The 13,422-nt window shown below is 75.5% G+C and carries 16 protein-coding genes; 8 read left to right on the top strand and 8 right to left on the bottom strand.

What is annotated here, in order from left to right; genetic code table 11:
• Positions 1 to 6: 6 nt before the first annotated feature.
• The 4 genes from PKE99_RS32195 (at position 7) to PKE99_RS32180 (ending at position 3,086) form a co-directional block, all read left to right on the top strand.
• On the top strand, positions 7 to 777 hold the full coding sequence (locus PKE99_RS32195; RefSeq protein ID WP_037052105.1) for a GAF and ANTAR domain-containing protein: 771 nt from the start codon (positions 7 to 9) through the stop codon (positions 775 to 777).
• Positions 778 to 1,069: 292 nt separating this feature from the next.
• A complete protein-coding gene (locus PKE99_RS32190; RefSeq protein WP_037052192.1) occupies positions 1,070 to 1,429 on the top strand; it encodes a GntR family transcriptional regulator in 360 nt (119 codons plus the stop codon).
• Positions 1,426 to 2,331 (top strand): ABC transporter ATP-binding protein, encoded by a 906-nt coding sequence (locus tag PKE99_RS32185; protein ID WP_037052103.1) that lies wholly within the window; start codon positions 1,426 to 1,428, stop codon positions 2,329 to 2,331. The genes PKE99_RS32190 and PKE99_RS32185 overlap by 4 nt, the downstream gene beginning before the upstream one ends.
• A complete protein-coding gene (locus PKE99_RS32180) occupies positions 2,328 to 3,086 on the top strand; it encodes a hypothetical protein (protein WP_197040841.1) in 759 nt (252 codons plus the stop codon). The genes PKE99_RS32185 and PKE99_RS32180 overlap by 4 nt, the downstream gene beginning before the upstream one ends.
• 104 nt (positions 3,087 to 3,190) lie before the next feature.
• Here the strand turns inward: PKE99_RS32180 and PKE99_RS32175 are convergent, their stop codons facing one another.
• From PKE99_RS32175 to PKE99_RS32165, 3 genes are all read right to left on the bottom strand, one after another.
• The gene (locus tag PKE99_RS32175; RefSeq protein WP_063739871.1) at positions 3,191 to 3,736 is read right to left on the bottom strand and encodes a nucleoside/nucleotide kinase family protein; all 546 of its coding nucleotides are present in this window, start codon (positions 3,734 to 3,736) and stop codon (positions 3,191 to 3,193) included.
• Between the two features lie 4 nt (positions 3,737 to 3,740).
• Positions 3,741 to 5,162, bottom strand: coding sequence for a PepSY-associated TM helix domain-containing protein (locus PKE99_RS32170; RefSeq protein ID WP_081924646.1), 1,422 nt, complete (start codon positions 5,160 to 5,162; stop codon positions 3,741 to 3,743).
• 178 nt (positions 5,163 to 5,340) lie between these two features.
• Positions 5,341 to 5,925, bottom strand: coding sequence for a hypothetical protein (locus PKE99_RS32165; RefSeq protein WP_051738133.1), 585 nt, complete (start codon positions 5,923 to 5,925; stop codon positions 5,341 to 5,343).
• A 248-nt stretch (positions 5,926 to 6,173) separates the two neighbouring features.
• On the opposite strand from PKE99_RS32165, the gene PKE99_RS32160 reads away from it, so the two are divergent.
• The 3 genes from PKE99_RS32160 to PKE99_RS32150 all read left to right on the top strand — a co-directional run bounded on the left by PKE99_RS32160 (position 6,174) and on the right by PKE99_RS32150 (position 8,931).
• Positions 6,174 to 6,677 (top strand): GNAT family N-acetyltransferase, encoded by a 504-nt coding sequence (locus PKE99_RS32160; protein ID WP_037052100.1) that lies wholly within the window; start codon positions 6,174 to 6,176, stop codon positions 6,675 to 6,677.
• Positions 6,678 to 6,731: 54 nt separating this feature from the next.
• Entirely contained in the window at positions 6,732 to 7,724 is a 993-nt protein-coding gene (locus tag PKE99_RS32155; RefSeq protein ID WP_037052097.1) for an NADPH:quinone reductase, read from the top strand.
• Positions 7,725 to 7,785: 61 nt separating this feature from the next.
• A complete protein-coding gene (locus PKE99_RS32150) occupies positions 7,786 to 8,931 on the top strand; it encodes a hypothetical protein (RefSeq protein WP_051738132.1) in 1,146 nt (381 codons plus the stop codon).
• Here PKE99_RS32150 and PKE99_RS32145 read toward each other — a convergent pair whose 3' ends face one another.
• From PKE99_RS32145 to PKE99_RS32130, 4 genes are all read right to left on the bottom strand, one after another.
• Positions 8,932 to 9,684 (bottom strand): FAD:protein FMN transferase, encoded by a 753-nt coding sequence (locus tag PKE99_RS32145; RefSeq protein WP_037052095.1) that lies wholly within the window; start codon positions 9,682 to 9,684, stop codon positions 8,932 to 8,934. It lies immediately after the preceding gene.
• Positions 9,681 to 9,914, bottom strand: coding sequence for an FMN-binding protein (locus PKE99_RS32140; RefSeq protein ID WP_231498396.1), 234 nt, complete (start codon positions 9,912 to 9,914; stop codon positions 9,681 to 9,683). Before PKE99_RS32140 ends, PKE99_RS32145 begins: the two co-directional genes overlap by 4 nt.
• 243 nt (positions 9,915 to 10,157) lie before the next feature.
• Positions 10,158 to 11,555: a ferredoxin reductase family protein gene (locus PKE99_RS32135; RefSeq protein ID WP_156068036.1), complete on the bottom strand. Its 1,398-nt coding sequence runs from the start codon at positions 11,553 to 11,555 to the stop codon at positions 10,158 to 10,160.
• Entirely contained in the window at positions 11,552 to 12,064 is a 513-nt protein-coding gene (locus PKE99_RS32130; RefSeq protein WP_037052094.1) for a hypothetical protein, read from the bottom strand. The genes PKE99_RS32135 and PKE99_RS32130 overlap by 4 nt, the downstream gene beginning before the upstream one ends.
• Positions 12,065 to 12,240: 176 nt before the next feature.
• Here PKE99_RS32130 and PKE99_RS32125 point away from each other — a divergent pair, with 176 nt between their 5' ends.
• Positions 12,241 to 12,657 (top strand): tautomerase family protein, encoded by a 417-nt coding sequence (locus PKE99_RS32125; RefSeq protein ID WP_037052092.1) that lies wholly within the window; start codon positions 12,241 to 12,243, stop codon positions 12,655 to 12,657.
• 9 nt (positions 12,658 to 12,666) lie between these two features.
• Here PKE99_RS32125 and PKE99_RS32120 read toward each other — a convergent pair whose 3' ends face one another.
• Positions 12,667 to 13,422: a sigma-70 family RNA polymerase sigma factor gene (locus tag PKE99_RS32120; RefSeq protein WP_037052091.1), complete on the bottom strand. Its 756-nt coding sequence runs from the start codon at positions 13,420 to 13,422 to the stop codon at positions 12,667 to 12,669.

The following is a 13,422-nucleotide window of genomic DNA, read 5'->3' as shown; positions in this document are numbered from 1 at the left end:
TGAGCGGTGACCACGGAGCAGGACTGGGCGGAGGACCGGCGGCGCTTCGCCCTGCCCGACGACCGGATCGTCGGGCCGCTGGCCGGCGAGTTCGTGGCGCTGGCGTCCGCCCTGCTCGAGGCGGGCACCGTGCGCGACGTGCTGGACCGGGTGATCAGGTCGGCGAAGGCCGTGGTCCCCGGGGCCGACCTGGTGAGCGTCACGCTGCGCGACCCGGAGCGCGGCTTCCACACCCCCGTCGAGACCGAGGAGCTGGCCACCCGGCTCGACGAGCTGCAGTACCGGCTCGACGAGGGCCCGTGCGTGGCTGCCACCCGGCGCGAGGGGATGGGCCTGGTGCACGTGGCCGACCTCGTCGACTCGCGGGAGTTCCCGCGGTGGGGCCCGGCCGCCGCCGCGCTCGGCGTGCGTGCCGTGCTGGCCGTCGGCCTGTTCCCCGAGGGCGACACCCCGCGGATGGGTGCGCTGAACCTCTACTCGCGGGAGGTCGGCGGGCTGGACGTGGCCGAGCGGGACGTGGCGGTGGTGCTGGCGGCGCACGCGTCGACCGCGCTGGCCGCCACCCAGGCCTGTGCGGCGGCGGACCTGGAGACGGCGCAGCTGCGCCGGGCGCTGCAGAGCCGGGACGTGATCGGCCAGGCCAAGGGGATCCTGATGGAGCGCCGCGGAATCTCGGCCGAGGAGGCCTTCGACATCCTGCGGCGCACCTCGCAGGCGCTCAACGTCAAGCTCGCGCAGGTCGCCGAGACGCTCGCCAGCCGCCGGTCCGAGCTGTGAGCCGGCCCGTCACCCGGCCGCGGGCCTGGGCGGGCGGTGCGTCGACCCGGTCTTCAGGCGGCCGGCGAGGCGGACCAGCCCGCACAGCCCCTCGTGACACCCCGTGAGTGGCGATAGCTGCTCCAGCGACCATCGCCACTCACGACGCTCCGAGCCCCGGTCCGGGCCTCTCGGGCACCCCGTGGGTCCGGCGTTCCCGTCAGTCCGCTTGACACCGCCACCTCAGTGGCTGCATGGTTACCTACATGAGTAATGAACCAACGGACTGGGACCGGGCGGGGCGGTCGCCGTGATCGACGACGGGCGGCCCCTCTTCCTCCAGATCGCGGAGCAGATCGAGGCGTCGATCATCGACGGCTCGCTGCCGGAGGAGGGCCAGGTCCCGTCGACCAACGAGCTGGCCGCGTTCCACCGGATCAACCCGGCGACGGCCGCGAAGGGCGTGAACCAGCTCGTCGCCGACGGGGTGCTGTACAAGCGGAGGGGGATCGGGATGTTCGTCAGCACGGGCGCCCGCACGCAGCTGCTGGAGCGACGCCGCGAGGAGTTCGCGAAGCAGTACGTCGCGCCGCTGCTGATGGAGGCCCGCAGGCTCGGGATGGACGCCGAGCAGATCAAGAAGATGATCGACGTCTGGGGGGACGACGAATGACGGCGGTGCGGATGCGCGGGGTCGTGAAGCGCTACGGCGGCTTCACCGCGCTCGACGACGTGAACCTCGAGCTCAGGGAGAACACCGTCCACGGCCTGCTCGGCCGCAACGGTGCCGGCAAGACCACCATCATGCAGATCCTGACCGGGCAGGGCTTCGAGACGGCGGGCGAGGTCGAGGTCTTCGGCCTGCACCCGTACGAGAACCCAGCCGTGCTCGACCGGGTCTGCTTCATCCGGGAGGCGCAGAAGTACCCGGACAACTTCCGGGTGGGCGACGCCCTGCGCACGGCGGGGATGCTCTACCCGAACTGGGACGCCGGCTTCGCCGCGTCGCTGGTCGAGGAGTTCCACCTGCGCCCGAAGCAGATGATCAAGAAGCTCTCGCGCGGCCAGCTCTCGGCCGTCGGGGTGATCATCGGGCTGGCCTCGCGGGCGCCGCTGACCTTCTTCGACGAGCCCTACCTGGGCCTCGACGCGGTCGCGCGGCAGCTGTTCTACGACCGCCTGCTCGCCGACTACGCCGCGCACCCGCGGACGATCGTGCTGAGCACGCACCTGATCGACGAGGTCTCCGACCTGATCGAGCACGTCGTGCTGATCGACAGGGGCCGGATCCTGATGGACGAGGACGCCGACGTGCTGCGCGGCCGGGCCGTCACGGTCACCGGGCCGGCGGCCGCGGTGAAGGCCTTCGCCGAGGGGCACACCGAGCTGCACCGCGAGGAGCTGGGGGGCTTCCTGCGGGTGACGCTCGAGGGCGCCGACCCCGATACCCGGCTGCGCTCGGAGGGGCTGGAGTTCGAGCCCGTCTCGCTGCAGCAGCTCGTGGTCCGCACGACCCAGCTCGCGACGGAACCCCGGCGCGAGAACCACGACGGCCGGGAGGTGGCCGCGCGATGACGACCCCGACCACCGCACTCGACTCCGTCCCCGCCGCCCTGGACTCGCCGGGCCGGCGCCGCCGCCCGCTCGCCGTGGCGCGGATGCAGCTGGTCAACCTGCCGGTGCAGCTGGGCATGCCGTGGCTGATCCTCGGCATCGCCTTCGCGATCAACCTGGTGATCTTCGCGCTGGTCCCGGATCCGCCGGCCGGGGAGCCGAAGGTGACCGGCGGGCTCCTGTCGATCTACATCTTCGTGATCGTCGCCCACCTGGTGACCATGACGCAGGTCTTCCCGTTTGCCCTCGGGCTGTCGGTGACCCGCCGCGACTTCTTCACCGGCACGGCGCTGTTCGTCCTGGCCCAGTCCGCGGTGCAGGGCCTCCTGCTGACGCTGCTGCTCGCGCTCGAGCAGGTCACCGGCGGCTGGGGGATGGGGCTGCACTTCTTCGGCATCCCGTTCCTGACGCAGCAGAACTGGGCGCTCCAGTGGCTGGTCTACACGGTGCCGTTCGTGTTCTTCTCCTTCGTGAGCATCCTGGCGGGCACGATCCTCAAGCGGTTCGGCCAGGTCGGCATGTGGATCGCGTCCGTGGGGCTGCTGTTGCTCGCCGGCGTCGCCGCGGTGATCGTCACCTGGCAGGAGGCGTGGCCGGCGGTGGGTCGCTTCGTCAGCGACACGCCCGCGGCGGTGCTGTTCGCCGGCTACCCGGCGATCGTCGCGGTCCTGGCGGCCGGCGTCGCCTACCTGTTCCTGCGCCGCGCCTCGGTGTAGCGCACACGGCGGTGGGGGGACCGCCGAGGGGGGAGCGGGGGTCGTCGTCCCGGATCGGGGGGTCCGGGGCGGCGGCCCCCGGCGTTCCCAGGACGTCGGCCTTCTCAGGTCCGGACGACGACGTCGGGCCCGGGGGCGCCGGGGAAGTACCGGTGCTCCTGGGCGAGGAAGCGGGCGCGGTGCGGTGCGTAGCCCGGCCAGTCGGGGCGGGCGCGCAGCCGGCGCTCCCGCTCCCCGGGCGGGCAGTCCACCCGGATCGCGGTGCTGGTGAAGGGGCGCAGCGCGGCCGCACCGGAGCCGCAGCCCTCCAGCACGACCACCGGCACGCACGGCTGGGTGCGCGGGTCCGGCGAGCGCTCGTCGCGCTCCCAGACCCATGGCCACCAACGGGCGGGGCGGCCGTGGAAGAGCGGCTCGGCGATCCACTCGCGGGCCAGCGGGATCGCGGCGGCGAGACCGTCCCAGCCGGGGTAGAGCTCCTCGATCGAGAGGACCGGGGCGTCGAGGGCCCGGGCGAGCCGCACCGCGAGCGCACTCTTCCCCGAGCCGGACCAGCCGTCGACGGTGACGAGCCGGCACCCGCCCGGCCCGGGAGGACGCTCCCGGACGAGGTCGGGCAGGGCGCCGGCCGTCACCGTCACGACTGTCACGGCGTCAGCCTGCCGCGGCCTCCCGCTGCGCGGCGCGGTACCCCCGCCAGGCGTCGACCAGCAGGAACGCGAGCAGGCTGAGACCGAACAGCGGGGCCAGCCAGCCGATCGCCACCGCCGCCAGCACGACGGCGAAGCCGACGGGCTGGCTCAGCTCCCGGAACTGCCCGCGCCCGACGAGCGGGGCCGGGCGGCCGGCGTCGGGCCGCCGGACCCACCACATGCGGTAGCCCAGCAGGATCACCGTGACCAGCCCGATCCCGAACGCGACGAGCACGACCTGGTTGGCCACGCCGAAGAGCGCGCCCATGTGGGCGTCGATGCCCCAGCGGGCCAGCTTCGCCATGAACGGGTAGTTGGCGAACCGCACCTCGTCGACGACCGTGCCGGTGCCGGCGTCGATCGCGATCGAGTCGACCTGGGTGGGCCAGCTGCGCTTCACCTCGGTGACGGTCCAGGGCCCGCCCGCCTCCGCGGGCACGCCGACCTCGACCTGGCGCGCGTCGATGCCGGCGCCGCGGGCTGCCGTGAGCACGCTGTCGAACTGTCCCGGGCGGACGGGGACCGGCGCACCCGGGGCACCGCCGCCGTGACCGGCGTGGTCGCCGCCCCCGGTGTCGAGCGCGGGCGTGCTCCAGCCGACCTGCGCCCGGATGTCGCTGATCCCGGCGCCCGCGTAGGTCGACCAGGTCAACCCGGTCGCGGAGAGGAACAGCATGCCGAGCAGCAGCCACACGCCGAGCGCGCCGTGCCGGCCGAGCAGCCGGCGTCGGCCCTTCACCCCGCGCTCCGGCCGCACCAGGTCGGCCGCGCGCCGGATCCGCCGGGCGCGCCAGCGGGCGATCCACAGCACCAGCCCGCCGAGCGCGACCACCCACAACCACGAGGCCGCGAGCTCGGAGTAGAGCCGGCCCGGCTCGCCGAGCAGCAGGTTGCGGTGCAGCTGGTCGAGGGTCATCCGGAGCGGGAGGACGCCGCTGGTGCCGTAGGTGACCAGCTCGCCCCGGACCTCCGCGGTGCCGGGGTCGACGAAGACGGTCCAGCGCTCGGACTCGCCGAGGCCCTCCTGCGTGAACAGCACGCGGGTGGTGTCGCCGGGGTTCGGGGCGGGGCGGACGGCGTCGAGCGTGCCGGCCGGGTTCGTGGCCAGCGCCGCCGCGACCTGGTCGGCGAGCGGCAGCTCCCGGGAGGTGGCGGGAACGTGCAGGTGCTCGTCGTAGATCCACGACTCCAGCTGCGGGAGCAGCGCGTAGAGCACCCCGGTCACGGCCGCGACCAGGATGAACGGGCCCACGAAGAGCCCGGCGTAGAAGTGCATCCGCAGCGCCAGGCCCTTCCAGGCCGAGCGCCGGAGGTGCGGCGGTGCGGGCGGTGCGATCGGTGGGGAGGCGGTTCCCTCGGGGGTGGGTTCGGACACGAGCGACATCGGGGTCTCCGGGTGGGAGGGCGCGTGGGGGCGCGGGGGCACCGCCGGGTCCCGGGGAGGTGGGACGACGGCGGGGAGGACAGCGGATCCGGCCCGGGCCGATGCGCCGCGCGGCGCCGCGACTCCCGTCGGCGACGGATCCGTGTGGGTGGTCGACCGCGGAGGACGGGCGGCCGGTTCAGGGGGCGAGCGGTGGGCCGCGATGGACGATCGCGTGGCGCAGCCGCACACCCCGGACACGGGGCGCGACCGGGGCGGGGCGCCGGACGACTGGTCCGGCAGGACGCGGGAGAATCCGTCCGACCAGGGCGGTGACCAGGGCGAACAGCGCCGCGAGGGCGCGGCGGGACAGCTCGATGGCGCGGCGCTCGCCGCAGCGCAGCCACGCCGCCGCGACCGCGGCGGAGGCGAGGTGGGCGACGAGCACGATCCCGGGACCGAGGCCGTCGTCGTGACCGTGGGCGTGCCCGCCGACCGACGGGCCGGCGGTCGCCTCGAACAGGAGGTGCACCCCGAGCTGCGCGGCGAGCTGGGCCGCGGCGAGCCGTTCCCACCCGCGCTCGTCCCGCGCGAGCCACCATCCCGGACCGGCCAGGGCGAGCACCGCGAGGAGGACCCCGGCGGGCGTGGGCAGGTCGCCGCCGCCGAGCGCGTGCCCGCCGATCGCGGTGACCAGGGCCGTGAGCGTGACCGCCGCCGTCCGGGCGGTCCGCCCACACGGCACCGGACGGCGCGGGCCGTACCGGTGGGCGTGGTGGAGCACTCCGGACCTCCGCGGACGGCCGTCGCGTTCGGGGCGTGCGGGGCGTGCGGCAGCGTCGATCACCGAGCGTGCGCCACCGGTCGCTGTCTGAGTTGGACCATACGGGCGAGCCGGACCCGGGAGCAAGACGCCCACCCGTGGTCGCGCTCACGGTCCGCCGTCGTCGTCGCCGGCCCGGGGGCCCGATCCGGTTCGTTCACCGCGAATTCGGTCGACCGCGGACCGCCCCGCCCCCCAGACTCGGGGCCGTGTTCGTCACCCTTCGTCCCCTCGACGAGCCGCTGCTCGTCGCCCTGCTCGACGCCGCCGTCGCGGGAGCCGAGCCGGCCGAGGTCATGCCCCCGGTCGCCGGTGCCGAGGGCTGGAGCGACGCGGCCCGTGCCGCCTTCCTGACCTTCCACCGCAGCCGGTCGGTCGGCGCGGTCGCGCCGGTGGAGCGGACCTGGGTGATCCTCGAGGGCGACACGGTGGTGGGGGCGGGCCGGCTCGAGCCGGTGGCCGACGGCCTGGAGGTCGGGCTCTGGCTGGCCCGCGGCGCCCGCGGGCGGGGGATCGGCCACGCCGCCGTCCGCGAGCTGGTCGCGCGGGCCGGGGGCCGGCCGGTGGTCGCCGCGACCACCGCCGACAACGTGGCCGCGGTCGCGGTGCTGCGGGACCTCGGCGCGGTGCTGGTCGAGAGCGACGACGCGGTGCACGCGGTCCTGCCCGGCGAGCGCGTCACGGAGGTGGCCGGGCCGGGCCCGGCGCGCTGACGTCCCTCGGCTGCGCCGTGGTGCTCGCGCCGTCCGGGGGGTAGGCCTGTCGGTATGAGGGCTGCGTTCTACGACCACACCGGACCCGCGCGCGAGGTCCTGACCGTCGGCGAGGTCGACACCCCCCAGCCCGGGCCGGGGCAGGTCCGCGTCCGGGTGCGGGTGTCGGCGGTCAACCCGACGGACGTCAAGACCCGGGACGGCACGACGGCCCGGCCGTTCCAGGGCGTCCGCGTGCCGCACCAGGACGGCGTCGGCGAGATCGACGCCGTGGGCGAGGGCGTCGACCCGGTGCGCGTCGGCCAGCGGGTGTGGCTCTGGCTCGCCTCGCCCGGCGGGCCGGGTCCCGCGCCGGTCGCCGAGTGGGGCACCGCGGCCGAGTACTGCGTGGTCCCGCAGGAGCAGGCCGTCCCGCTGCCGGAGTCGGCGTCGGACGAGCTGGGCGCCTGCCTCGGCGTCCCGGCCATGACGGCGTACCACTGCCTGTTCACCGGCGGCTCCCCGGGCAAGTCGAACGTGCTGGTCGCGGGCGGTGCGGGCGCCGTCGGCCACTACGCGGTGGAGCTCGGGACCTGGGCCGGGGCCACGGTCGTCACCACCGTGTCGGGCCCGGAGAAGGCGGAGCTGGCCGCGCGGGCCGGCGCCGACCTGGTGGTGAACTACCGCGAGCCCGACGCGGAGCAGCAGATCCGCGCACTGGTCCCGCAGGTCGACCGGATCGTCGAGGTCGCGTTCGGGGCGAACCTCGACCTCGACCTGGCGCTGCTGGCCAACGGCGGCACGATCGTCACCTACGCCGCCACGCCCCAGGACCCCACGATCCCGGTCCGACGGCTCATGACCGCCAACGCCGTGCTGCGGTTCGTGCTGCTCTACGCCGTGCCGCGCGAGGACCTCGGCACGGCCGCGCGCGAGATCACGGTCGCGGTGTCGGAGGGGGCGCTGAGCCCGCTGCCGGTGCACCGCTTCGGGTTCGACGACATCGCCGCCGCCCACGAGGCCGTCGAGTCCGGCACGACGGGGAAGGTGCTCGTCGACATCGGGTGAGCGCTGAGGTCCGACTCACCCGCCCGGGTGGGACGCGGGGTGCGGTGGGTAGTCCTCGCGTATGCCGGACGAGCTGATCCCCGAGCCCGTCGGCCACGCGGCCGCGGACGGCGAGACCGAGACCGATACCGAGACCGTCACCGTCGTCGGCCTGCTCGCCGACCCGAACCTGCCCGGCGAGCTGGCCACCCGGCTCGCCGAGGGCCTGCCGCAGGTCCTGGCCGCGCGGCTGGACGCGCCGCGGACCTGGGAGGTCGAGACCGTCGTCGAGCCCTTCGAGGCCAACGACCGCGGCGAACGTGCCCTGGACCGGGCGCGCGAGCGGGTCCGCCGGACCCGCTGGGACGTCGCGGTGTGCCTCACCGACGTGCCGGCCAGGTCCAGCGGCGTCCCGGTCGTCGCGCAGGTGGGGGAGCGGGACCGGGTCGCGGTCGTGTCCGTGCCCGCCCTCGGCGGGGTGCGGCTGCTCCCGCGGGTCCGCGACGCCGTCGTCGAGCTGGTGGGGCGGCTGCTCGGGATCGACGCGGCGGCGGCGGCCCGCCGGCCGACCCGGCGCGCGGCCCTGCTGACCGATCCGGACGCGCTCGGCGACGACGCGGACGACTCCGACGAGACCGTGCTGACCCGGCGCGGCTCGCTGCGGCTGCTCGCCGGCATGGTGCGCACCAACCGGCCGTGGCGGCTGGCCGTCGGGCTCGGCACGGCCCTCGCCGGGGCTGCCGCCGGATCGGCCTTCGGGCTGCTCTACTCCAACCTCTGGACGCTCGCCGCCGCGCTCGAACCGTGGCGGCTCGGGCTCGCGTTCGTCGGCTCGATCGCGGTGTTCGTGGCCTGGCTGATCGTCGGCCACCGGCTGTGGGAGCGCGGGGACCCCGAGCTCGGCCTGGATCGGCTGCTCAACCTGGGCACGGTCCTCACGTTGGCGACCGGGACGGGCCTGTTCTCGCTGGCCCTGCTCGTGCTCAACTCGATCGTCGCGGCGGTGATCATTCCGGCGTCGTACCTGAGCCAGGTGCTCGGGCATCCTGCCGGGCTCGCCGACTACGTGCCGATCGTGGTCCTCGCGACGATCATGGGCGTCGTCGCCGGGGCGGTCGGGTCCGGGCTGGAGGACGACGCCACGGTGCGGCTGGTCGCCTACGGCCACCGGCAGCGGGAGCGCCGGGACATCGCGGCCCGGCTCGAGGCCGGGGCCCGGGAGGAGTGACTACCCCACGACCGTCGTGACGCCGTCGTCCCCGACCACCAGCCCCGTCCGGCCGCGTGCGGTGAGCCAGCGCGCCGCGTCGGGCCCGAGGGCGTAGGCGGCGGTGGCGTCGACGTCGGCCTCCGTGAGCGAGGGCGCGATCACGGTGACCGAGCCGAGGCCGGCGGGCGGCAGCCCGGTCCGCGCGTCGACCACGTGGGCGCCGCGGTGGGCCGCACCCGAGGTGGCGACGGCCCCGGTCCGGACGGGCACCACCGCGACCAGCCGCCGGGCGTCGCGGGGATCCTCGACGCCGATCCGCCACGGGGCGTCGTCGGGATGGAGGGTGCGGCAGGTCAGATCGCCGCCCGCGGAGAGGCAGAAGTCGGTGTCCGGCAGCGCGCGCAGCGGCGCGGCCGCCCGCTCCACGGCCCAGCCCTTGACCACGCCGGACGGGTCCAGGCGCCCGTCGCGCCGGACGTCGAACGCGCCGTCGGAGTCGCGGCGGGCGGCCTCGCCGATCGCCAGGACCTCGTGCAGCTCGGGCGGGCAGTCGGACTCGTCGAGCTCGCCCCGATCCAGCCGGGACACCACCGAGTCGGCCCGGAAGGTGCTGAAGACGCGGTCCGCCTCGCGCAGCACGGCGAAGGCCTCGGCCCAGGCGGCGCGGGCGTGGGCGTCGGTGGTGTGCCGGCCGCGCAGGGCGAGGCTGACCGGCAGCCCCATGACGTGCTCGACGTACCGCGCCGGGCGGGGTGCGACGGGCGCCGTCACGCGAGGCCCGCCTGGTCGAGGGCGCTCTGCAGGGACTCGAGATAACCCTGCGAGGTCACGGTCGCGCCGCTGACCATGTCGATGTCGGCGTTCTGCGCGCTGATCGTCTCCTTCGTCAGCACGGGCAGGGCGGACGCGTTGATCTGCTGGTCCTTGCCGTTGCCGTCCGGGTACTGCGGCACGGCGACGTCGGTGATCCTCCGGTCGGCCACGGTGATCGTGACCTGCACGGGTCCCAACCGGGTTTGGGCGACGGAACCGGTGTACGTGGTGGTTCCGGTGCTGCCCGAGGTGCCGGTGCTGCCGGTGCTGCCGGGGCTGCCGGTGCTGCCGGTGTTCGAGCCCGTGCCCGGTGCGGCGGCGACGGGTCCGAGGTGGGGGTGGCGGAGGCGCCGGTCGAGGTCTTGTAGCCGAACAGCAGCGCGACCACGGCGACCGTGCTCAGGAACCAGGTCAGGATGCGGCGCACGCGGTCACCATCCGAAGGTCTCGACGTGGATGCGGCTCGCCGGCACCCCGGCGGCGGCCAGGGTGCGGCGCACGGAGGCGGACCAGGCCTCGGGGCCGCAGAGGTAGACGTCCCGCTGGGCGACGTCGGGGATCAGGCCGAGCAGGACGGCCCGGTCGTCGCCGGGGCCGACCCCGTCGCCGAGCCAGGAGTCCGGCGCGCGGCGCGGTCCGGGGAGCCGGTGCACCTGCAGGCCGCGCTCGCGGGCGAGGACGTCGAACTCGGCGGCGAACAGCGGCGCGCCGCGCTGGAGCAGCACCGCGTCGCCGGGGGCGTAGGGCAGACCCTCGGCCAGCGCCCGCAGCGGGGTGATCCCCACGCCGGCGCCGATCAGCGCGACCCGGTCGCGGGTGCGCGGGCGGGCGGTGAGCCGGCCGTAGGGGCCCTCGACCAGCACGCGGGTTCCGGGGCGCAGGCTGCGGGTGAGCCGGCTGCCGTCGCCCAGGTCCTTGACGGTGATGCGCAGGCTGCGGCCGTCGGGGGCGGCCGAGAGCGAGTACGGGTGCGTGCGGGACCAGCCGGGACCGGTGAGGAAACGCCAGCTCAGGAACTGCCCGGCCGCGACCGGGAGGCGGTCCATGTGCCGGCCGGTCAGGTAGACGGACACGACGTCCGCGGCCTCGGGGACCACCGAGGTGACCCGCAGGTCGTGGCGCAGCGAGCGGACGAGGGGCAGGCCGACCCGCCAGACCAGGACCGCCGCGGCGGCCGCGGCCCACAGGGTCCACCAGTAGACGGTCGCGGCCGTCGAGGACAGGAACTCCTGCCCGGTCCACAGCTGGTGCGGCAGTGCGAGCCCGACACCGAGGTAGGCGTAGAGGTGCAGCAGGTGCCAGGACTCGTGGCGGAGCCGGCTGCGGGCGGCGCGCACACTCGTCACCACGACGAGAACCAGGCAGACGGTGCCGGCCAGCGCCAGCAGCATGCCGGGGTAGTCGACGGTGAGCGTCCAGAAGGTGCCGGGGACCGCGGTGAGCCGGCCGCCGGCGTAGCCCCACGTGATCAGCGCCAGGTGGACGAGCATCAGCGTGAACGAGCCGAACCCGGCGAACCGGTGGACGCGGGCGAGCCGGTCCTGGCCGACGGCGCGCTCCAGCGGCGGGATGCGGGCCATCAGCAGGACCTGGACCAGCAGGAGGTCCGAGGCGAGCAACCCCGTCCACCGGCCGAGCGAGGTCAGGCCGTCGGCCCAGGACGCGAGGTCCTGGATCCCGCCGCCCGCGACCCAGAGGTACGTGACGACCACGAGGCTCGCCGCGACCAGGGTGCCGGCGAGGTAGCGGACGGCGGCGTCGGTGCGGGCCGGGCGGGTGTCGATGCGCGAGCCGTGCCGGGGGACGGGCGGGTCGAGCGTGACGCTCACGCGGAGAGCCCGGTGGTGGTTCCGGTGGTTCCGGTACTCGAGCCGGACCCTGACCCGGTTCCGGCGCCGGTCCCGGTGCCGCCGGTTCCGGTGCCGCCCTGCGGGAGGGCCCCGTCGCCCGGCGTGCCGAGGCCCTGGCCGTCGCCCGGGGCCTGCCCGCCGAGGCGATGACGCTCCCCGCCGAACCCGCCGAGACCACTTGTCCCGCCGTCGATCCCGGCCGCGGGGGTCCCGCCGGTGGCGTGCCCGATCGCGTACCCGCCGGCCCCGCCGGCGAGCACGAGGCCGGCGGCGGCGGCCACCAGCACGACGGTCCGGCGCACGCCCTTTCGGCCGGATGGCCCGGCGACGGCGTGCGTGGCCGTCGAGGTGATGTCGTAGACGGGGTGCGGCGCCCGGTTCTCGCTGTGGTCGTCGGGCGTGATCGGCCCGTCGGGGTGGGCGAGGACGGGGCGCGGGGAGGAGAAGGGTTCCCAGCGGGACCCGCTGGAGGACAGGTCGTTGCTCACGGTGCTCCTTCGGCATCGGTCGAGGACCAGCGTCCGGGGCGTTCGTGGGCGGCGACGGTGTGCGGGCTGTGAACGGGCTGTGGGGCGCCGGCCCTTCCCCACCGGCGAACGGCGGGGTCGACCCGGCGGGGCGGCGGGCGTGAGGATCGGTGTCGTCGTCACGCGGAGGAGGTCGCATGCCCGTCGCTCACTTCCATGTCGTGCGGGCGGGCGTCGACCCCGCCCGGCGACGGAGGCTGCTGGTCGAGGCGAGCCGGATCTACGCCGAGGTACTGGACTCGCCGATCGAGAGGGTGCGCGTGTTCGTGGTCGAGTACGACGCGGAGGCCGCGGCCGTGGGCGGCGAGATCGTGGCCGAGGGAGCGCCGGCCGCGCCCTACTTCACCGCGATCGTGCTCGCGGGCAGGCCGGCGGCGCAGCGCGAGGAGCTGCTCGCGCGCCTGACCGACCTGGTCGTCGACGTGCTCGGGGTGGAGCGACGGCGGGTGCGCGGCCGGATCGTCGAGGTCGCGCCGGAGAACTGGGCCATCGGGGGTGTCGCCGCCGCGAGCGCCCGGGCCGACGAGATCGCCGCCCGGGCCGCCGCTCCGTAGCGCGGCCCGTCACGACATCAGACCGCGGCGCAGGGTGGCGAGGGCGCGGGCGAGCAGGCGCGAGACGTGCATCTGCGAGAGGCCGACCATCTCGCCGATCTCGGACTGGGTCTTGTTGCCGAAGAAGCGCAGCAGCACGATCCGCCGCTCCCGCTCGGGCAGCCCGGCCAGCAGCGGCCACACGCTGCGGCGGAACTCCACGTCGTCCATCGCGGGGTCGGCGTCCCCGAGCCGCTCGCCGAGCGGCGGCTCGCCGGGCTCGATCGACGCGTCGAGGCTGGCGCTGCGCCGCTCGGCCCGGACGGCGATCGCGTCGATCACGTCGTCGACGCGGACCCCCAGGTGCTCGGCGAGCTCGCTCGGCCGCGGCGCCCGCCCCAGCCGCTGGGTGAGCGGGCCGACGGCCTTGTCGAGCGTCACGACCAGCTCCTTCACCGGCCGCGACACCCGTACCGACCACGTGCGGTCCCGCAGGTGCCGCAGGATCTCCCCGCGCACGCAGGGCACGACGTACCCGAGCGCGTCGCCGCGCGCCGCGTCGGGATCCCAGTGGTCGATCGCGTGGATCAGCCCGATCACGCCCGCCTGCGTCAGGTCCTCCCGGGCGGCGTCGTCGCCGTAGCGCCGCGCGAGGTGCTGCACGACCGGCAGGAAGGCGAGGATCAGCGTGGACCGCAGGCCCGGCCGCCGCGGGTCGTCGCCCGGCAGCGCGGCGTACTCCGCGAGCGCCGGCAGGAGCCGGGCGTAGTCGCTGGGGGCGTCCAC

It is taken from the genome of Pseudonocardia halophobica, assembly GCF_027922425.1.
GTDB classification, from domain to species: domain Bacteria; phylum Actinomycetota; class Actinomycetes; order Mycobacteriales; family Pseudonocardiaceae; genus Pseudonocardia; species Pseudonocardia halophobica.
The sequence above is the reverse complement of the archived record's forward strand: the minus strand, read 5'-3'. Positions and strand labels throughout refer to the sequence as shown.

What these genes read in the sequence shown, in the direction of transcription:
- PKE99_RS32185 (WP_037052103.1), top strand. Translation starts at nt 1,426, where the DNA reads ATGACGGCGGTGCGGATGCGCGGGGTCGTGAAGCGCTACGGCGGCTTC.
- PKE99_RS32180 (WP_197040841.1), top strand. Translation starts at nt 2,328, where the DNA reads ATGACGACCCCGACCACCGCACTCGACTCCGTCCCCGCCGCCCTGGAC.
- PKE99_RS32170 (WP_081924646.1), bottom strand. Translation starts at nt 5,162, where the DNA reads ATGTCGCTCGTGTCCGAACCCACCCCCGAGGGAACCGCCTCCCCACCG.
- PKE99_RS32155 (WP_037052097.1), top strand. Translation starts at nt 6,732, where the DNA reads ATGAGGGCTGCGTTCTACGACCACACCGGACCCGCGCGCGAGGTCCTG.
- PKE99_RS32150 (WP_051738132.1), top strand. Translation starts at nt 7,786, where the DNA reads ATGCCGGACGAGCTGATCCCCGAGCCCGTCGGCCACGCGGCCGCGGAC.
- PKE99_RS32125 (WP_037052092.1), top strand. Translation starts at nt 12,241, where the DNA reads ATGCCCGTCGCTCACTTCCATGTCGTGCGGGCGGGCGTCGACCCCGCC.